Origin of the sequence: Xanthomonas arboricola pv. guizotiae (genome assembly GCF_002940205.1) — a bacterium.
In the GTDB taxonomy this organism is placed as follows: Bacteria; Pseudomonadota; Gammaproteobacteria; order Xanthomonadales; family Xanthomonadaceae; genus Xanthomonas; species Xanthomonas arboricola_C.
Window position 1 is genome coordinate 1 of sequence record NZ_MDSK01000024.1, and the last position, 17,407, is coordinate 17,407.

The 17,407-nt window shown below is 60.7% G+C and carries 17 protein-coding genes, 1 tRNA gene and 1 pseudogene; 11 read left to right on the plus strand and 8 right to left on the minus strand.

Annotation, left to right across the window (positions count from 1 at the left end; translation table 11 throughout):
• Positions 1–279: 279 nt before the first annotated feature.
• Both XarbCFBP7408_RS14625 and XarbCFBP7408_RS14630 read left to right on the plus strand, forming a co-directional pair.
• Entirely contained in the window at positions 280–1,008 is a 729-nt protein-coding gene (locus XarbCFBP7408_RS14625) for a hypothetical protein (protein WP_104563632.1), read from the plus strand.
• 444 nt (positions 1,009–1,452) lie between these two features.
• A complete protein-coding gene (locus XarbCFBP7408_RS14630; RefSeq protein WP_104563583.1) occupies positions 1,453–2,337 on the plus strand; it encodes a LysR family transcriptional regulator in 885 nt (294 codons plus the stop codon).
• A 27-nt stretch (positions 2,338–2,364) separates the two neighbouring features.
• Here the strand turns inward: XarbCFBP7408_RS14630 and XarbCFBP7408_RS14635 are convergent, their stop codons facing one another.
• On the minus strand, positions 2,365–2,658 hold the full coding sequence (locus tag XarbCFBP7408_RS14635) for a helix-turn-helix domain-containing protein (protein ID WP_039434960.1): 294 nt from the start codon (positions 2,656–2,658) through the stop codon (positions 2,365–2,367).
• A 350-nt stretch (positions 2,659–3,008) separates the two neighbouring features.
• Here XarbCFBP7408_RS14635 and XarbCFBP7408_RS14645 point away from each other — a divergent pair, with 350 nt between their 5' ends.
• Positions 3,009–3,566, plus strand: coding sequence for a LysR substrate-binding domain-containing protein (locus tag XarbCFBP7408_RS14645; RefSeq protein ID WP_258072144.1), 558 nt, complete (start codon positions 3,009–3,011; stop codon positions 3,564–3,566).
• A gap of 70 nt (positions 3,567–3,636) precedes the next feature.
• On the opposite strand, the gene XarbCFBP7408_RS14650 is transcribed toward XarbCFBP7408_RS14645, so the two are convergent.
• The 6 genes and pseudogenes from XarbCFBP7408_RS14650 to XarbCFBP7408_RS14670 all read right to left on the minus strand — a co-directional run bounded on the left by XarbCFBP7408_RS14650 (position 3,637) and on the right by XarbCFBP7408_RS14670 (position 9,361).
• On the minus strand, positions 3,637–4,641 hold the full coding sequence (locus XarbCFBP7408_RS14650; protein WP_104563584.1) for an XVIPCD domain-containing protein: 1,005 nt from the start codon (positions 4,639–4,641) through the stop codon (positions 3,637–3,639).
• A 32-nt stretch (positions 4,642–4,673) separates the two neighbouring features.
• Complete coding sequence (locus tag XarbCFBP7408_RS14655; protein ID WP_087910798.1) at positions 4,674–5,093, minus strand: hypothetical protein; 420 nt, start codon at positions 5,091–5,093, stop codon at positions 4,674–4,676.
• A 184-nt stretch (positions 5,094–5,277) separates the two neighbouring features.
• A complete protein-coding gene (locus XarbCFBP7408_RS14660; protein ID WP_429001396.1) occupies positions 5,278–6,861 on the minus strand; it encodes a tyrosine-type recombinase/integrase in 1,584 nt (527 codons plus the stop codon).
• A 96-nt stretch (positions 6,862–6,957) separates the two neighbouring features.
• Positions 6,958–7,188: pseudogene (locus XarbCFBP7408_RS23510) on the minus strand (Arm DNA-binding domain-containing protein); the annotation flags it as partial.
• Positions 7,189–7,397: 209 nt separating this feature from the next.
• Positions 7,398–7,471 (minus strand) — tRNA-Gly (locus XarbCFBP7408_RS14665).
• A 105-nt stretch (positions 7,472–7,576) separates the two neighbouring features.
• Entirely contained in the window at positions 7,577–9,361 is a 1,785-nt protein-coding gene (locus tag XarbCFBP7408_RS14670) for an autotransporter outer membrane beta-barrel domain-containing protein (RefSeq protein WP_104563585.1), read from the minus strand.
• 190 nt (positions 9,362–9,551) lie between these two features.
• Here XarbCFBP7408_RS14670 and thiS point away from each other — a divergent pair, with 190 nt between their 5' ends.
• The 4 genes from thiS (at position 9,552) to XarbCFBP7408_RS14690 (ending at position 13,485) form a co-directional block, all read left to right on the plus strand.
• Entirely contained in the window at positions 9,552–9,752 is a 201-nt protein-coding gene (gene thiS, locus XarbCFBP7408_RS14675) for a sulfur carrier protein ThiS (RefSeq protein ID WP_024939391.1), read from the plus strand.
• Between the two features lie 49 nt (positions 9,753–9,801).
• A complete protein-coding gene (locus XarbCFBP7408_RS14680; RefSeq protein WP_104563586.1) occupies positions 9,802–10,596 on the plus strand; it encodes a thiazole synthase in 795 nt (264 codons plus the stop codon).
• A gap of 172 nt (positions 10,597–10,768) precedes the next feature.
• Positions 10,769–11,554: a tRNA (guanosine(46)-N7)-methyltransferase TrmB gene (gene trmB / locus XarbCFBP7408_RS14685; RefSeq protein ID WP_104563587.1), complete on the plus strand. Its 786-nt coding sequence runs from the start codon at positions 10,769–10,771 to the stop codon at positions 11,552–11,554.
• A gap of 68 nt (positions 11,555–11,622) precedes the next feature.
• Complete coding sequence (locus XarbCFBP7408_RS14690) at positions 11,623–13,485, plus strand: SLC13 family permease (RefSeq protein ID WP_024940321.1); 1,863 nt, start codon at positions 11,623–11,625, stop codon at positions 13,483–13,485.
• Between the two features lie 19 nt (positions 13,486–13,504).
• Here the strand turns inward: XarbCFBP7408_RS14690 and XarbCFBP7408_RS14695 are convergent, their stop codons facing one another.
• On the minus strand, positions 13,505–13,846 hold the full coding sequence (locus XarbCFBP7408_RS14695) for a Rieske (2Fe-2S) protein (protein ID WP_104563588.1): 342 nt from the start codon (positions 13,844–13,846) through the stop codon (positions 13,505–13,507).
• A gap of 251 nt (positions 13,847–14,097) precedes the next feature.
• Between XarbCFBP7408_RS14695 and XarbCFBP7408_RS14700 the strand changes: the two genes are divergently transcribed.
• From XarbCFBP7408_RS14700 to XarbCFBP7408_RS14715, 4 genes are all read left to right on the plus strand, one after another.
• Entirely contained in the window at positions 14,098–14,373 is a 276-nt protein-coding gene (locus XarbCFBP7408_RS14700) for a hypothetical protein (protein ID WP_104563589.1), read from the plus strand.
• 216 nt (positions 14,374–14,589) lie between these two features.
• Positions 14,590–15,303 (plus strand): fumarylacetoacetate hydrolase family protein, encoded by a 714-nt coding sequence (locus tag XarbCFBP7408_RS14705; RefSeq protein WP_104563590.1) that lies wholly within the window; start codon positions 14,590–14,592, stop codon positions 15,301–15,303.
• A 60-nt stretch (positions 15,304–15,363) separates the two neighbouring features.
• Positions 15,364–15,795: a large-conductance mechanosensitive channel protein MscL gene (gene mscL / locus XarbCFBP7408_RS14710; RefSeq protein ID WP_104563591.1), complete on the plus strand. Its 432-nt coding sequence runs from the start codon at positions 15,364–15,366 to the stop codon at positions 15,793–15,795.
• A 110-nt stretch (positions 15,796–15,905) separates the two neighbouring features.
• Positions 15,906–17,324: a M28 family peptidase gene (locus tag XarbCFBP7408_RS14715; RefSeq protein WP_104563592.1), complete on the plus strand. Its 1,419-nt coding sequence runs from the start codon at positions 15,906–15,908 to the stop codon at positions 17,322–17,324.
• Positions 17,325–17,407 lie beyond the last annotated feature (83 nt).

Here is a 17,407-nt window from a genome sequence, read left to right on the forward strand (position 1 = left end):
GCTCGCTGAAGACGTCTACGCCACGCATGGTAGTGGGGGATGTTCCGACTCAAGTAGTCTACGAGCTGAGAGGTATTTCAGCAGCCTGTTAAGGAAGGCCTGCCTCGGGTCGACTCCAGCCGGTCGAGGGCATGCAGTGCGCTGGTCAAGTCTCGTGCAACGCGTGGTCACGTCGAATGTAAATGACTGGTCAGTGGCAATGCAAACGTGTAGTCAAGTGGAATGCAATTCCCCAACTGATTGAATTATGCACTATTGCTCAATTTTTACGGTGTAACCATGGCGCCACGGAACGAAGAACTTGCTGCACTGTATGAGTTACTTGAAGAAATGACTCTTGCCGAGGACAAAAAATTTTCCTCTTTGTCATCCGAATGGCTGAAGAAAATCGAAAACTGGCTGATGATCAGTTTCTTGATCACGATTCTTGTGATTCTATGTTTTGCAGCGTGGTATCGCTATGGCCCAGATGCGCCAGTCGTGAAGATGATCAGGGCAATGCAGGTTACCAATTGGGCCCTGCTTTTTATTGCACTGCTTTACTTTGTCACCCTCAGCATTGGGTTCTATCAGTTCTTTCGGCAACACCGGAGAAAAAGCTCTGCACTTTTATTAAGACGGTTGGAAAGCGATCTTTTGGACGACGCTCAGTTTCTCGGAAGGCTAGCTGAATTTGACAAGATAACCCTTGAGTATGGATTGCTACAATATAAGCATCGCTGGAGTACTGTTGACGGACGAGTCTCGCTCCTGGTCGGTGATATTCGAAAAATCGGCATCTTCCCAGCTTTTGCAGCTGCCGCAATCTCTGTCACTATCCTAGCCAAGCAAGACAGTAGTTTCATGCTGTGGGCGCCCTTGATCCTAGCGTGTTGCTTTTATCTGATCGCCTTCTATGCGACCGGTCGACGGGAACGCCCCGATCAGGTGATTGCTCTGCTGGAGCTGGTTATTCGTCACGCGAAACAACACGATTTAACTGTAAAACCACAGAGCAGAATAACTTAGGCAATACAATGAACAGAAATAGTTGCTTTAATAATGCGTAATTAAGGCTGACTCATTGCATGTGTCACAGTGACTTTTTTTAACTCGGGATCTTCGAGAGCTTAGCCACCTGATTTGCTGGATTCAATAGTACGGATGTGCTATGGGCAGCATGAGTCAAGCACTCTATGTTAATCAAGCAGTTCGGGTTCCGAAGTGAGCGGGTTTAGAAGAAATTGAGATATGTGCAGTTTGCATGTCGACTTGTTTGATTGCTCAGCGCCAGCATCTCAATGGTATTTATACTAGATATCCTATCTTGAGTTGATGCGCATCTCGTCGACATATCATGAATTGCGTCAGGAAATTCGTCGCTAACCTACGCGATTATACGAGCTAGCAACCGAACCAACCTTGCCCTCTGCTGTTGGCACAGATGATTGTGACTGTTAAGGAGTCTTGCGGATGGAGCTGCGACATCTGCGCTGCTTTGTGGTTTTGGCCGAGGAACTGCACTTCACAAGAGCAGCTGAACGCCTCCATATCGAACAATCTCCTTTATCCAGGACTATCAAGGAACTGGAAGACGACCTGGGCGCTTTACTGTTCAACCGTGATCGAAGAGGAACGCGGCTGACCGATGCCGGCAAAGCATTTCTTCTGGACGTACGCCGTTTATTTATCACTTTGGATCAAGCCCGAGAAAATGTGAAGGCGGTTTCCGCGGGCTTCCGGGTAAGTATGCGGATTGCAGTATCTGACGGAGCGATCGATTCCAGATTATCTGATCTTCTTGCACGTTGTCGCGAGGAGGAGCCTGATGTTGAAATTCGCCTCACAGAAGTCACGCTCTCTGATCTCCTCCATGGACTAAGGTCGGGAGACTTCACCATTGGGTTCACACACACAGAAGAGGTTGGCGATGGCATTGTTGCTGAACCCATTTGGCATGCACGAATGGTTGCAGTGATACCAGCCCGTCATCCGCTACTCGCTTTCAAAGAAGTGCCTATCGAAGAACTTCTCCGCGCCCCATTGATCATGTGGAACCACCAAGCCTATGAGGGCTACGATAAGGCCTTTACAAAGCTGTTGCGAGGCTTGGATGAGAAACCGAACGTCATCGAGCGCGCAGCTTCGCTCGACGTTATGCTAGCTCTTGTTGCGGCTGGTTACGGGATTGGCCTCGCATCTGGCGCGAAGCTGGAACCGTGCAAGCATTCTGATATCGTCATCCGTCCATTGGCAAATCAATCAGCGGTGATTACGACGTACATGCTGAAAGCTGCCAGTGCTGCGCCTTCAATCTCTGTGGATCGCTTCACAACACGTTTGAAAGATAGAAATTAGATAATCGCTGCAATCAAATCGAACACCTCACCCTTCTGAGTCAGCGTACAGAATGCTTTCAGTAGCAGTCATCAGGTTGGCTGCACTGTCGTTCAATGCAATGGATACCCGCAAAATCAGCGCCAATGTAGGCATGTGTTGCCCCCGCTCGATCTTTCCCATGTGAGAGCGCTCAATGCCGGCGAGGGTTGCCAGCTCTTCTTGAGATATGTCGCGCGCAATTCGTGCGGCACGTACAGCCTTCCCGAACGCAATCGCCGGCTCAGCTTCATAGGTGGTGGCGCCCACTGGGCGTCCTGGTTTCATTGTGCGCTTCTGCATCGGCAAAAGCGTCACGCATTAAGCTTAACTAAACCACGTTAAACTTAACTCTTTGCATGATGTTTGGTGACTTTTCCCTTACATAGTCCGGAGGGGCAGACCATGAACCAGAATTGTTGCTCGCGATTGATCAGAGTTGCCGCCGCTCCAGCAGTGCTGTCCCCAGAGTTGGCTGATCTCCTTGCGCTTCAGCGAACAGAAGAGCCTGAAACATCTGTGATATTGCAAGAGGTCACCCAGGACGTACTCACGACTAGCATTCTTGGAGGAGCCTACGATCTAGGGAACCTCTGAACAACTCTTGGCGTTGCGAGCGAACTTGGGATTTCGCTTGATCACGACAATCTCCGTTGCTGAAAATCAATCACTTACGCGTGATGGCTCCAACCTCAGGCGTCGATCAGAAGTCTATCGAGGAGTTGTTCAGAGCTTCCCTAGGCATCGGTTGGCCCGTGGACACCGATGCCCTAGCCGTACTGCCACTGTGGCGCGACCAATTAGCCATCGCTTTGCCCGCTCGTTCCCCACTGCTGGAAAAGCGTGCTATTTCATTACAGGTAACACTCAGTTACCCATTGATTTGTTGGCATCCGGATCCTTGTGTTGAAGGGCTTGATACGGAGGCAGAAACGGATGATCGAAGCGCTCATCTATGCCGTATTGCAGTCACATCCTTCGATCTGCTAACGGTACTCGTTGCGGCTGGCTATGGCATCGGTATTGCGCCGCAGAGCTACATAGTAAGTGCCCGTAACCGAGGTATCGTCATGCGCCAGATCCTCGGCACTCCTCGTTGGGTTTACACCTATCTTTTTCGATCGGCTAATGCTCTCTCACCTGCAGTTGAGAGGTTTGTCGAGCGAGCGTCACGGGTAGCGATGTCCACGGAAAACAAGCGTTTCAGGTGAAAACTGGAGCGGGATTTTGATAGATCGTTTATGGCGTTGTCGTGCATCGCTGCTATCGGCAAAAAAGAGGCTACAGAGAGGGCACAGTCGGCCGCTGCCGAGCTTCTTGCTCCGGAATCTGGTGCGGAGGCTGCTGCTGCTGCGCGCGCTCCGTTACCGACTCACTGCTTTGCAGTTTCCGCACCTTTTCGAAAGATTGCTCAACTGGCGTCTGTATCGCCTCCTGAGTCGGCATGTAAGCGCGCAGGGTTGCAGGGTTGTCTGAAGCGCCCTGCAGAATGAAGATTTTTTCGCCGGGCGCTGCGGCATTGGTCTGCTTGCTCAGTGCGATTTCGTCAACGCTACTGAAGTTGTTTTGCTTGGCGAGCGCATACACGCTGGCGCTAATGCGGGCGCTGTCTGCAGCTTGCACGTGACCGGAATTTTTTAGTCCTTCGATCTTCTCGCGTATCTGCTGCATCAAAGCGTGATCCGGATGACCCTGGCGTATCGGATCGTTGGCCGGGGTAAGCTCTAGCTCCCGGTTCTGGGCTGGTTGCTCGCGGTAGCGCAGTTCCTCTATACGTTCCTGCGGCAGCATACGATTGCCAAGGCCCGGCTCGATCCTGCCAGGAAAACCCTCTACCGGTAAACTCATCAATTCGCCTAAGGTTCGGAAGGCGGAATTGCTATTAACGGTGTCACCAAAGACCTTGAAGCCATACTTGGGATAGTTCAGATTCAGTGCATTGAGTTCTGGCATCGCTTTAACTGCAGTGTTCCAACGCGCAAGGATCTCATCCTTATCGCCGATGGCGACTGTGCGTGATTGCTGGTTATCCTCAATAAAGGTACTTCGACTCACGTCGGTGCCAACTGAGGCTGCATAGGCACCATCGAGCGCAAGGTTCCAAGCACGAAGGGAATGCCTAGCCTCGTCAGTACCTATTGTAAGTGCTTCGCCGGTTTGTCGATCAGTGGCCAGGCCGTGTAGCTCAGCTAGAGCTTTACCCTGCTCATCGCGCAAAACCCAGAAATCGTGTCCAGCTACACCCACAACATTGAGTGATCTTGCTTCAATCGTATACTTGGGCATGCTCTGTTCAATCCATTAATGCTTTGCTATTGCTACTTGCTAGAGACGCACGAGTCTAGCAAGCCCTTGAGGTTGTTCATCGCCTGTGCCACCCCTAGGTCAATAAAGTAGGGACCGCCACCTCTCAGCGTTATATCCGCCTGGTTCGCCCCTTGCGCACGTTCGATACGCATGCGGAAACCGGTGCGGTTCTTATCGTCAAAGGTTCCGGATTCAAGCACTCCATTGCTGATGTCCTTATGCGTGACCTCTCTCCAAGAACTATCGGTTGCAGAGAGTTGGCTGATGCTGAGTTCGGCGCAGTCAAACAGGCGTTGGTTCGGCAGGTCGTGAGGAATTATCAAGTGATAGGAAGCTGTTGGGATCTTCCCGGTGGCTAGGAACGCGTTGCATCCTCCTAATGAGGAGATTGCCAGACTAATGATAGTGAAAACTTTCAGCCAAGGTTTCATGTGGCTCTCCTGATAAGCGTCGAACGCGTCACACTTCGACGATGCTGCGAGAGTGACGGAACACCAGTGTAAGTGGAACAGTAAGGCTTGTCGGTTTGACTACCCATTAGAGGAACACTTGGGGCCTCGCACTTAGACATGACTTTTGAAGCCCCATTCGCCTTGCTCGGCGTTCATCCGCGCCTCAAAATTCAGACATGCATTCGGCAATCCTGTTTATGGGGACTCGCTTCTCAACGACTGGCGTCGTTGCTTCAGATACGGCCCGGCAAACCGCCTCAACCATCGCTTGCTGATTGTCCGAAGTGAGCGCCTCAATAGGCGACTTGCCATCAAGTTCCTCGCGAGGTCGCGTCAAGGCGTAGTAGATATCCCATGTATCAACGCCACGGTGCAGACGCTTGAGTACCGCCTGCACCAAGCGGCGCTTGAACATGTTGAGTTGCCACACCGGAACCCGCTGCCCCTTGTTGCCCAACTGAATTGAAAGTAGGTTGCGGGCCTGGATCTCGTAAGTAATCCACCGCCGCGATTTGCCCGCGAGCTTGGCATAGTCCGCGACGACCAGGTTGTCGGGCCCTTCAAAAATGTCCAGTACCTCCAATCGCTCTCGCTGGACCTCAGAGATCTTCGGTAGAGCGTATTCAGGCATTTGCACTGCAGAGAGCCGCTGAGTCCCGGTGCCGACAGCTGGCATCGTTTGCTCATTGGGTGCTACCAGCATGATGGGAGCGTGTTGGCCCAACGCCGGCAGCGGCGTGACTTTCTGACCGGCAATTGTGGGAACGCCCTGAAGGTGGATGGTGAGGTGCGTGCTGGCAATCTGAACCTGATTTTGCTCGAACAGATCCAGCCGATCAGCCCAGTCCTGCATCATTAGCCGACGCTGTTCAACGTACTCGGCATGGTTGTAGGTGGCGCTGATGCGATTGGGGTCAGCATGTGAGAGTTGCGCGTCGACCCAGACCTTGGGGTAACCCAGCTCATTGAGGGCGGTTGAAATCGTCGCCCTGATGCCGTGACCGGTGAGACGACCGTCATAGCCCAGCCGCTTGATCGCACGGTTGACCGTGTTTTCGCTCATGCGGGCAGTGATTCGCTTCACGCCTGGGAAAAGGTAGGTCTGCGCTGGTTTGAACAGGTCGAGCATGTGCCGCACGATCTCGATGGCTTGCACGGGCAGCGGCACGATGTAGGGCGGGATGTCAGTTACGCGTTTTCGCTTCTTCTTGGTCAGCATCTTGCGCTGCTTGAGCGACATCACCGGGATGATCCATAAACCTTGTTCCAGATCGAATTGGTCCGGCGTGGCCAAACGTAGTTCGCCTGTGCGTACACCCGTCAGCAGCAACAGGCGAATGGCCAATTGGGTCATCTGCATGCCGCGGTACTTGCGAAGTGTCTGCAGAAACAGGGGGAGCTCGGGCATACGCAGGAATGGGTTGTGCTCAACGGGCGGCAACGGAACAGCGACCACGTGTAGATCGATGGCGGGGTGCTCGACCATGCCCGGAATGACCACCATGGCGTAGTCGGCGAGTTGCTTGAGCCAGGTGCGCACCTTTTCGGCGACGGACAGTGACTCGCGTTTCTCGATCCGGCCGATCACCTCCAGTAGCACCGGACGGGTGATCTCGTAGATGGTGTAGCGTTTGAGGTAAGGGAATACATCTTTTTTGAACACGCGGCGGATCTGTTCCAGCGAACTTTGACGACCTTCTTCCAGGGTCAGTTGCCGGTGTTCCATCCACTTTTCGTAGACCGCCATGAAGGTGTTTTCGCCAGCCAACCGGATGGCCTGGCGTTTTTGCTTTCGGTCGGTGCGCGGGTTGATGCCCTTGGCGACGAGGGCACGGGCCTGGTCACGAAATTCGCGCGCGTCGCGCAGAGAGAGTTCGGGATAGCTGCCAAGCGAAATTCGGGCACGTTGTCCAACCCAGGTGTAGCGGAAGTGCCAGGCTTTGCCGCCAACAGGGGAGACGTAAGGAACAAACCGTCGAAGTCTGCGAGGGTGTAGGGCTTGTCGGAAGCCTTTGCTTGCCGGACGACCATATCTGTGAGCATGCGTACCAACTCCTGATGCTGCGAGTTGGATGCGATGTTTGTTCTCAGGTGGCCTGCTCTTCCAGCAACAATGCGGAACGGGTGTTCACCGCATTTTGTACCGCAAAACGTACCGATTTGTACCGGTAGTCAGTGGATTTCGCTGGACGTCACTGGACTGAAGAAGAGGGGTAATTCAGAACCAGATCAGTCACTTACAACGTTCCTTGGCGCTGGGTGGACGTCAGTGGAAAGTCGAAGTGGAGCGGGCGATGGGAATCGAACCCACGTCAGTAGCTTGGGAAGCTACAGCTCTACCATTGAGCTACGCCCGCGCGGCGTTGTGAGAGTTTAGGCGAGTGCGGGGCCCGGGCGCAATGCGTCGATGTGACGAGGGCCGGTTGCCCGGCCCTCGTTTGCAACGCGTATGGTGCTTTGGATCAGAAGTTGCCGCTGAAATTCACGAACAGCGTCGCGTCGCGGGCGCTGCGCTGGGCGGTGGTGGTGCTCAGGCCGATATTGCTCTGCAGGCCCCACAGGCCGGTGCGGGCGCCCAGCACGACGGTGGCGTAGTTGCGATCGAAGTTCTGGCCCGGGACGGTGTACATGCCCACGTCCGGCATCGACTGCAGCCAGGCGCTGGCTTCGGTGCCGTCCTTGAACTCGTGGTCGTAGGTCGCCTGCAGGTACGGCTTGACCATTGCACCGTCCAGGCGCACCTGGAAGCCGATGCGGCCGACCATCGAGTCGATGTCCTGATCGGCGTAGCCCAATGCGGTGGAGCTTTCGTTGCTCTCGGTGTAGCCGTCGAGCTTGAGCTTCTGCCAGGTCAGGCCGACCACCGGGCCGTACTTGACGTTGCCTTCGCCCAGCGAATAGCCGGCGTTGACTGCGGCGGTGAGGTTGCTGCCGTCCGGCGAGCCGCTGTGCACGCGGGTGGCCGGCCCGAGCTGCACTTCGCGGTCGACGTCGTAGCTCAGCCAGCTGTAGCTGACCTGCGCGTTGACCCACACCGGGCCGGTGTACCAGCCGAAGAAGCCGCCCAGCGTGGTGTCGTCCTGCTTGAAGCTGCCGTTACGGTTGCCGAAGTCGGCGTCCATGCTGCCGAAGCCGGCAAAGCCGCCGAACACCAGATCGCCCGCAGTCCAGTCCACACCGAACAGGCCGGCCGGGGCCATGCCGTCGTACAGATCGGCGTGGTCGTAACGCTGCATGTCGCCACGCACGCTGCCCCACCAACGCAGGCCGTCGGCGTCCGGCTTGCCGTCCAGATGCCAGGCCACCTGGTCGGCGCGCGCGCGGCCGATCGCCTGCGCCGAATGCGTGAGCACCTGCTGCAGACGCGGGGCTTCCAGCAGCGAGATGGCGTACTCGCCCAGGATCTGGTGGGTGGCGGTGGTCGGGTGGATGCCATCGGCGAACACATAGGTGTTGGGCGCGTTGGCGGCGACCAGGCTGGTCGGGTTGCAGGCCGGCAGCGGCACGGCGGGGTTGCAGGCGGTGCTGGTGACGTTGCTGAAGCCGTAGGTGCCCGGATCGGCAACCACTTCCTGCAGGATGTGGAAGGTGTCGACCGGGATCACGCGCAGGCCGGCCGACCGCAGGCCATTGAACAATGCGGTGTTGTAGGCGGTTGCCGCCGCAGTGCCCTGCGCCATCGCGGCGGCACCGCCGGCGCGGAAGCGCGGGGTGATGCCCACGTCCGGAATGGTCGGGACCATCACATAGCGCGCGCCGGCAGCCTGCAAGGCGCCGACCGCACCGACCTGCGCGGTGACCGCGTTGCCGATGATGGCCTGCGCCTGGGCCGGCGCGGCTGCAGCGGCGAGCAGATCGTTGGCGCCGCCCCATACGGTGTAGAGCGCATTCGGGTTGGCCTGGCCGCCGTTGGCGCTCAGGTAGGTGTTGATCTGGCTGGTCACCGAGGGCGCTGCACCGAGCACGCTGGTCGAACCGGCCTGGATGCGGGCGCCGCCGGCGGCGTAGTTGTCGCCGGTCTGGCCATTGCCGTTGGGCGCGGCATTGCTGCCGTAGTGGTCGGCGACGTATTCGGCCCAGACCCAGCCCGGGTTGGTGGTGAACTTGCCGGTGACCGCGCGCGAGGCGGCCGGCAGCAAGGGGTTGTAGTAGCCGCTGTCGGTGAGGCTGTCACCGAAGAACACGGTCTGGTCGAACGCAGACGCGGCCATGGCCGGGGTGGCCGCAATGGCAATGGCCACGGCCATCAGGGAACGGATCGGGCGAAGGGTTGAAGCCATGGGAGTGCCTGCTCAAGGTAGTGTGGAACTGGACCGGACCTGCTGACGTACGCCGGCGAATGGCACATGGTTTCACCCTCGCCGCCCGCGCTCACGCTGCATTGCCGCATAACGCAAAAACGCGCGCCCTGGCGGCACGCGATGCCACAATGATGACATGAACATTCAACTCAACGGCACCCCGCGCGACGTTCCCGACGACCTGCTGCTGGCCACCCTGCTGGAGCAGGAAGGTCTTGCACAACGGCGCGTGGCGGTGGAGATCAATGGCGAAATCGTGTCGCGCGGGCGGCATGCCACGCACCGGCTGCGTGCCGGCGATGTGGTGGAGATCGTGCACGCGCTGGGCGGCGGTTGATGCGGCACGCAGGCCGGCGCAGCTGCGCGCGATCGGTGATAATTGCCCGATGACCAATACCGCCCCCTCTGATGCGCTGATCATCGCCGGCAAGTCCTACCGTTCGCGCCTGCTGACCGGCACCGGCAAGTTCAAGGACCTGGACGAAACCCGCCTGGCCACCGAAGCGGCCGCCGCGCAGATCGTCACCGTGGCGATCCGCCGGGTGAACATCGGCCAGGACCCCAACGCGCCCAGCCTGCTCGATGTGCTGCCGCCGGATCGCTACACGCTGCTGCCCAACACCGCCGGCTGCTACACCGCCGAAGACGCAGTACGCACCTGCAGGCTGGCGCGCGAGCTGCTGGACGGCCACAACCTGACCAAGCTGGAGGTGCTCGGCGACGAGCGCACGCTGTATCCGGACGTGGTGCAGACGCTCAAGGCGGCCGAACAACTGGTCGCCGATGGTTTCGAGGTGATGGTCTATACCTCCGACGATCCGATCCTGGCCAAGCGCCTGGAAGAGATCGGCTGCGTGGCGGTGATGCCGCTGGCCGCGCCGATCGGCTCCGGGCTGGGCATCCAGAACAAGTACAACCTGCTGGAAATCATCGAAAACGCCAAGGTGCCGATCATTGTCGATGCCGGCGTGGGCACGGCATCGGATGCGGCGATCGCGATGGAGCTGGGCTGCGACGGCGTGCTGATGAACACCGCCATCGCCGGTGCGCGCGATCCGATCCTGATGGCGAGCGCGATGCGCAAGGCGATCGAGGCCGGCCGCGAAGCCTTCCTGGCCGGGCGGATTCCGCGCAAGCGCTATGCCTCGGCGTCGAGTCCGGTGGATGGCGTGATTGGATGAGTAGGTGGGCTGCGTTGACATTGCGGCCGAGGCGCAATGATTGGCATTGCGGCGTGCTGGATATGACCGCTGCCAGATCGCGCGTTGCTGCGAGCGCCCCCTCACGCCGTACCCTCACCCCAACCCCTCTCCCGGTGGGAGAGGGGCTTTCGTTTTGCCGATGACTTAATTCATGACTGATCCTTTCACCAGCGACGGCGCCAAGATGCCGCCCAAGCCCTTCACCATCGAAGAGGGCCGCCGGCAGGTGCGCAGCTTCGTGCTGCGCCAGGGCCGCTTCACCCCGGCGCAGCAGCGCGCGTTCGACGAGCTGTGGCCGCGCTTCGGCCTGGACTACAGCGGTGCGCCGCGCGATCTCGATGCGGCCTTCGGCCGTCCCGCACCCAAGGTGCTGGAGATCGGCTTCGGCAATGGCGCGGCATTGCGCTTTGCCGCGCAGCAGGACCCCAGCCGCGACTACATCGGCATCGAGGTGCATGCGCCCGGCGTCGGTCGCCTGCTCAATGCGCTGGACGAGGATGGCAGCACGCATGTGCGCCTGTATCACCACGACGCAGTGGAAGTGCTCGAACACGAGATCGCCGATGGCGCGCTCGACGAGGTGCGCATCTATTTTCCCGATCCGTGGCACAAGAAGCGCCACAACAAGCGCCGCCTGATCCAGCCGGCGTTCGCGCAGCTGGTGGTGCGCAAGCTGCGCGATGGCGGCCGCCTGCATGCGGCCACCGACTGGGCCGATTACGCCGAACAGATGTGGGACGTGCTCGATGCCACCCCGGGCCTGGTCAATCGCGCCGGCCCGCGCGGCCACGTCGAACGCCACGCCTGGCGCCCGCAGACCCACTTCGAAACCCGCGGCCAGAAGCTCGGCCACGGCGTGTGGGATCTGCTGTACGACCGGGAATCGGGAATCGGGAATCGGGAATCGCAAGGGCAACTGCCTGCGGCATCCGGATAGCGTCGCCTTGCATCGGCCTATCCCGCTTTCACCATTCTCCATTCCCGACTCCCCATTCCCGGCACCCGATGGACACCGCGCTGACACTGACCAACGATATGAAGCTCGTCCTCGGGCTGGTCGGTTTCACGATGGCGATGTTTTTGTTCGAGCGCATCCGCGCCGACGTGGTGGCCTTGATCGTGCTGGTGGTGCTGGGCGTCACCGGGCTGGTGGCGCCGGAAGAACTGTTCGGTGGTTTTTCCGGTAACGCGGTGATGAGCATCATCGCCACCACCATTCTCGGTGCGGGGCTGGAGCGCACCGGTGCGTTGAATCGGCTGGCGACCTGGTTGCTGCGGCGCTCGCACGGCAGCGAGCAGCGCCTGATGATGATGACGCTGGCCATCTCCGGCTTGAACTCGTCCTTCATGCAGAACCCGTCGGTGATGGCCTTGTACCTGCCGGTCGCCTCGCGGCTGGCCACGCGCACCGGGCTGACCCTGCAGCGCATGCTGCTGCCGATCGCCGCGGCCATCGTGATGGGCGGCGCGCTGACCATGGTGGGCAATTCGCCGCTGATCCTGCTCAACGATCTCTTGGTCTCCGCCAACAACAACCTGCCCTCGGGCATGGCCAGCATCGAGCCGTTGACGATGTTCGCGCCGCTGCCGATCGGCGTGGCCTTGCTGATCGCGGCATTGCTGTACTTCCGCTTCTACGGCGACCGCAAGCTGATCGAAGAAGAACGCCTGATCAACGAAGGCGTCACGCCCTCGCGCACCGAGAGCTATTTCGCCAAGACCTACGGCATCGACGGCGACGTGTTCGAGCTCACCGTCAGCGCCGAGAGCCCGCTGGTCGGCATGACCCTGGGCGAGGCCGAGGCGCTGCACGACGCGCCGTTGCTGCTGGCCCTGAAGACCGGCAACGACACCCGCCTGGCGCCGCCGGCCGACATGCGCATCTGGGTCGGCAGCGTGCTCGGTGCGATGGGGCCGCGCCAGGAAGTGACCGACTTTGCGCAGAACCAGTTCCTGCGCATGTCCTCGCGCCTGCGCAACCTGGGCGACCTGTTCAATCCCAGCCTGGCCGGCATTTCCGAAGCATTGATTCCGCCCAACTCGCGGTTGATCGGCAAGACCGCGGCCGAGTTGCGCCTGCGCAAGCAGAGCGGCATCAGCCTGCTGGCGATCAACCGCGACAAGCAGGTGATCCGCGAGGACGTGCGCAACGTGCCGCTGCGTGGCGGCGACATGCTGGTGTTCCACAGCATCTGGCAGGACCTGGCGCAGGCGGCGGAAAGCCGCGATTTCGTGCCGGTGACCGACTTTCCCAAGGGCGAGCAGCGCCCGCACAAGTTCAAGATCGCCATGGCGATCTTTGCCTTCACCATCCTGATCGCGCTGACCTCGCGCTTGCCGGTGGCGTTGACCCTGATGACCGGCGTGGCCTGCATGCTGGTCAGCGGCGTGCTGCGCATGGACGAGGCCTACGCCTCGATCAACTGGAAGACCATCTTCATGATGGCCGGCCTGATTCCACTCGGCTGGGCGATGGACAGCAGCGGCACTGCGGCCTGGGTGGCCGGCCACACCATCGACCGCCTTCCCGAAGGCATTCCGGTATGGGCGCTGGAAATCAGCCTGGCGCTGCTGACCACCGCGTTTTCGCTGGTGATCAGCCATGTCGGCGCCACCATCGTGATGGTGCCGATTGCGGTCAACCTGGCGCTGGCAGCCAACGGCAACCCCACCGCATTCGCGCTGATCGTGGCGCTGTCGGCGTCCAACAATCTGATGACGGCCTCCAACCCGGTGATCTCGATGGTGGCCGGCCCGGCCAACTATCAACCGCGCGAGCTGTGGCGCGTGGGCGCACCGCTGTCGCTGATCTACATCGTGGTGATGGTGTCGATGATCAACCTGATGTTCTGGTGGGCAGCGCGCTGAGCCGCACCACCTTCAGCAGTCACCCAAGCACCACCTGCTCACCCTCGATGCGCACCGGCACCGCCAGCAGCGACTGACCGCGGCACGGGCCGCTGATGCATTCGCCGCCGGTGAGCTCGAACGCTGCGCCATGCGCTGCGCACACCAGATGGCCGTCCTTGGTCTTGAGGAACTGGCCCGGCGCCCAGTCCAGCCGGCGGCCGGCGTGCGGGCAGACGTTCAACCAGGCGCGCACCTGGGCGCCGTCGCGATAGAGCAGCAAGGACTCCGGGCCGCCGTCCCAGACCGCTTCGACTTCCAGCAATCCAGCGTCGGGGATCTGCGCCAGTTCGGCAAGCGTGGTGGACGATGACGAAGACATGCGGCCTGCGGCTGGAGAACGGACTGCGATTGTGGCATGCGCCTGCATCGCTCCGGCGCCATGGGAAAACAGCCACTCGCGCGTCTACCACCACCACGGGGAATGCGTCTGTTCGGTCCACCGGCGATTCCTTCACCACAACGAACGTGATGGGTTTAACAAAACGCCCGAGTATTTAACGAAGTTTTCACTCAATGACATGAAACCGCAACGATACTGCCTGCCCGTTTCCTGCCCGGCAGCCCACCGCCATGCCTGCACGCATCTTCCAACTCGGCAACCTCCACCACCTGTTTGCCCCGCGCAAGCCGCGTCACCCGCTGGTGCGCGTGGCCGCCGGCCTGGCTGGTCTGGTCATCCTTGCGGTACTGATTTTCGTCAGCGTTTTCGTGGGCACGGCGATGATCCTGGGCGGCATCGCCTGGAAGCTGCTGAGCAAATCGAACCGTCGCACGCCGCAGCACACCCGCGTGGTCGAGGCCGAATACCGCGTGGTGCGCAAGCCTGCGCTGCCGTTGTCGCACTGAGGCTCCAGTCCACCGCCTCCGGCGCGGTGAACATCCAATCCCGAATCAGTCGCGCAGGTATTGACCGGTCTGCGCGAGTTTGCGTGCGCCGATGCAAGCCGTGATCGCAGACCTGCCAGCCAGACATTGCGCCGCACTGCACGCTGCAGCGCGACGGTTACGTCATGCACGGGCAAACGGCTAGACTCACATGCCCCGTTCCCCAAGGATGCGTGCATGACCCACGATGTGATTCCCGCCGCCGATGTTCCGCGCATTCCGGTGGTGGGTGGCGGCAACTTTCCGGTGCACCGCATCTACTGCGTCGGCCGCAACTTTGCCGACCACGCGCGCGAGATGGGCGCCGCTGCGCCTGCCTCCAAGGCCGAGCGTGGCCAGCCGACCTTTTTCATGAAGCCGGCCGATGCGATCGTGGTCGGCCATGGCGACCACATTCCGTATCCACCCTGCACCAAGGAACTGCACCACGAAGTGGAACTGGTGGTGGCACTGGGCAGCGATGCGCCGGCCGGCGAGTTGCCGTTGGAGCAGGCAGAGGCGCTGATCTACGGCTATGGCGTGGGCCTGGACCTGACCCGACGCGACCTGCAGGCGGCCGCCAAGGCCAAGGGCCTGCCGTGGGACATCGCCAAGGGCTTCGATCACTCCGCGCCGATCAGCGAGCTGGTGCATGCCGGCGAAGTGGGTGCGCTGGAGGCCTTGAACCTGTCGCTGGAAGTCAACGGCCAGGTGCGTCAGCAGTCGTTGCTGGATCAGATGATCTGGAACGTGCCGGAGATTTTGCATGAGCTCTCCAAACTCTATGCGTTGCGCGCGGGCGACCTGATCTTCATGGGTACGCCGGCCGGCGTCGGCCCGCTGCTGCCGGGCGATCAGTTCAGCGCACGCCTGGAAAACGTTGCAGAGCGCCACGGCATCATCGCGGGCTGACACGCGGCCCGCTACGATCGCGATGCGGCAGTTGGTCCGCGACCGCATCTGGAGTGCGCTATGGGAATGGTCAGCGAATTCAAGCAATTCGCGATGCGTGGCAATGTCATCGACCTGGCAGTCGGTGTCGTCATCGGTGCAGCGTTCGGCAAGATCGTCACTGCGCTGGTGGAAAAGATCATCATGCCGCCGATCGGCTGGGCGATCGGCAATGTGGATTTCTCGCGCCTGGCGTGGGTGCTCAAGCCAGCCGGCGTCGATGCCACCGGCAAGGAAATTCCGGCGGTGGCGATCGGCTACGGCGATTTCATCAACACCGTCGTGCAGTTCGTGATCATCGCCTTTGCGATCTTCATGGTGGTCAAGCTGATCAACCGCCTGACCCACCGCAAGCCGGACGCCCCCAAGGGCCCGAGCGAAGAAGTGCTGTTGCTGCGCGAGATCCGCGACTCGTTGAAGAACGACACGCTGAAGACACCGGGCATGCCGTAAGCGGACACATCCGCTGCGTAACTTCGCGCAGGAGGATGACCTTTCGCACGCAGACGGGGAGCCTTGCGCTGATAAGCTCGGGGTCCCCCTTGTCGTTGGAGCCGCCCTGCATGCGTCGCCTCGCTGTTGCCATCTCCGCCCTACTCGCCTGCACACCGGCGCTCGCCGCACAGACCACCATCGCCGATGGTGCGCTACGTACCGCCGCGCAGCTGCGCGAGCAGGCCCTGGCCGACACCACCGGCTTTGCGGTGGTGGAATCGTTGACCACCGAAGTGGGCCCGCGCATTGCCGGTGGCGAGACCGATCCGCGCGCGGTGGCCTGGGCCAAGGCCAAGTTCACGTCGCTGGGCTTCGACAAGGTGTGGACCGAGCCGGTGACCTTTCCGAAATGGGAGCGTCGCAGCGAGCGCGCGGCCGTGCTCGGCGCGCATGCGCAGCCGCTGACCATCACCGCACTGGGTGGCAGCCCGGGCGGCACCGTCGAAGGCGAGGTGGTGCGCTTCGAAAACCTGGCCGCACTGCAGGCCGCAGCGGCCGGCTCGCTCGCCGGCAAGATCGCATTCGTCGATTACCAGATGACCAAGGCACGCGACGGCAAGGATTACGGCAATGGCGGCGCGGTGCGCAGCAAGGGGCCGTCGGAAGCGATCCGCAAGGGCGCGATCGGCTTCGTGATGCGCTCGGCCGGCACCGACTCGCACCGCGTGCCGCATACCGGCATCACCCGTTTCGACGAAGGCCTGACGCCGGTGCCGGCGGCGGCGTTGTCGGTGCCCGATGCCAACCAGCTCGCACGTCTGACCGCGCTGGGCAGCACGCGTGTGCGGCTGGCGCTGGATTGCGGCTGGGACGGCACCGCGACCTCCTACAACGTGATCGGCGAAATCACCGGCCGCAGCAAGCCCAAGGAAGTGGTGGTGATCGGTGGGCATCTGGATTCGTGGGATCTGGGCACCGGCGCGATCGACGATGGCGCCGGCGTGGCGATCACCATGGCCGCGGGCCACCTGATCGGCCAACTCAAGCAGGCGCCCAAGCGCAGCATCCGCGTGGTGGCCTTCGCCAACGAGGAGCAAGGCCTGTACGGCGGCAAGGCGTATGCGGCCGCGCACGGCAAGGATGCCAGGGACATGGCGCTGCATCAGATCGGCGCGGAGAGCGACTTTGGTGCCGGGCGCATCTATGCGTTCAACATCGGCTCGGCGGCACCGGACCAGTCGCGCGCAGCGACCAAACAGATTGCCGAGGCGCTTGCGCCGTTGGGCATCGCGTATGAGCCGAGCAAGGGCGGCCCCGGCCCGGATGTCGGGCCGATTTCCGCCAAGGGTGGCGCCTGGGCATGGCTGGCGCAGGACGGCACCGACTACTTCGATCTGCACCACACCGCCGACGACACGCTGGACAAGATCGACCCTAAGGCGCTTGCGCAAAACGTCGCGGCCTACACGGTGTTTGCGTACCTGGCGGCCGAAGCCGATGGCGATTTCGGCAGCCGCGCAAAAAGCGTGCAGCCGCCGAGCGAATAACTGCATTTGCAGACGTCGCGGGCACTCCTCGGTTGAGTGCGCGCGGCACAGGGCACGCGCACGCTGCGCGTTGTCTGTGCCGA

Bases quoted from the DNA above. Each gene is read 5' to 3' on its own strand.
- XarbCFBP7408_RS14625 (WP_104563632.1), top strand. From the start codon at position 280: ATGGCGCCACGGAACGAAGAACTTGCTGCACTGTATGAGTTACTTGAA.
- XarbCFBP7408_RS14630 (WP_104563583.1), top strand. From the start codon at position 1,453: ATGGAGCTGCGACATCTGCGCTGCTTTGTGGTTTTGGCCGAGGAACTG.
- XarbCFBP7408_RS14635 (WP_039434960.1), bottom strand. From the start codon at position 2,658: ATGCAGAAGCGCACAATGAAACCAGGACGCCCAGTGGGCGCCACCACC.
- XarbCFBP7408_RS14650 (WP_104563584.1), bottom strand. From the start codon at position 4,641: ATGCCCAAGTATACGATTGAAGCAAGATCACTCAATGTTGTGGGTGTA.
- XarbCFBP7408_RS14655 (WP_087910798.1), bottom strand. From the start codon at position 5,093: ATGAAACCTTGGCTGAAAGTTTTCACTATCATTAGTCTGGCAATCTCC.
- XarbCFBP7408_RS14660 (WP_429001396.1), bottom strand. From the start codon at position 6,861: ATGGCGGTCTACGAAAAGTGGATGGAACACCGGCAACTGACCCTGGAA.
- XarbCFBP7408_RS14670 (WP_104563585.1), bottom strand. From the start codon at position 9,361: ATGGCCGTGGCCATTGCCATTGCGGCCACCCCGGCCATGGCCGCGTCT.
- thiS (WP_024939391.1), top strand. From the start codon at position 9,552: ATGAACATTCAACTCAACGGCACCCCGCGCGACGTTCCCGACGACCTG.
- XarbCFBP7408_RS14680 (WP_104563586.1), top strand. From the start codon at position 9,802: ATGACCAATACCGCCCCCTCTGATGCGCTGATCATCGCCGGCAAGTCC.
- trmB (WP_104563587.1), top strand. From the start codon at position 10,769: ATGACTGATCCTTTCACCAGCGACGGCGCCAAGATGCCGCCCAAGCCC.
- XarbCFBP7408_RS14690 (WP_024940321.1), top strand. From the start codon at position 11,623: ATGGACACCGCGCTGACACTGACCAACGATATGAAGCTCGTCCTCGGG.
- XarbCFBP7408_RS14695 (WP_104563588.1), bottom strand. From the start codon at position 13,846: ATGTCTTCGTCATCGTCCACCACGCTTGCCGAACTGGCGCAGATCCCC.
- XarbCFBP7408_RS14700 (WP_104563589.1), top strand. From the start codon at position 14,098: ATGCCTGCACGCATCTTCCAACTCGGCAACCTCCACCACCTGTTTGCC.
- XarbCFBP7408_RS14705 (WP_104563590.1), top strand. From the start codon at position 14,590: ATGACCCACGATGTGATTCCCGCCGCCGATGTTCCGCGCATTCCGGTG.
- mscL (WP_104563591.1), top strand. From the start codon at position 15,364: ATGGGAATGGTCAGCGAATTCAAGCAATTCGCGATGCGTGGCAATGTC.
- XarbCFBP7408_RS14715 (WP_104563592.1), top strand. From the start codon at position 15,906: ATGCGTCGCCTCGCTGTTGCCATCTCCGCCCTACTCGCCTGCACACCG.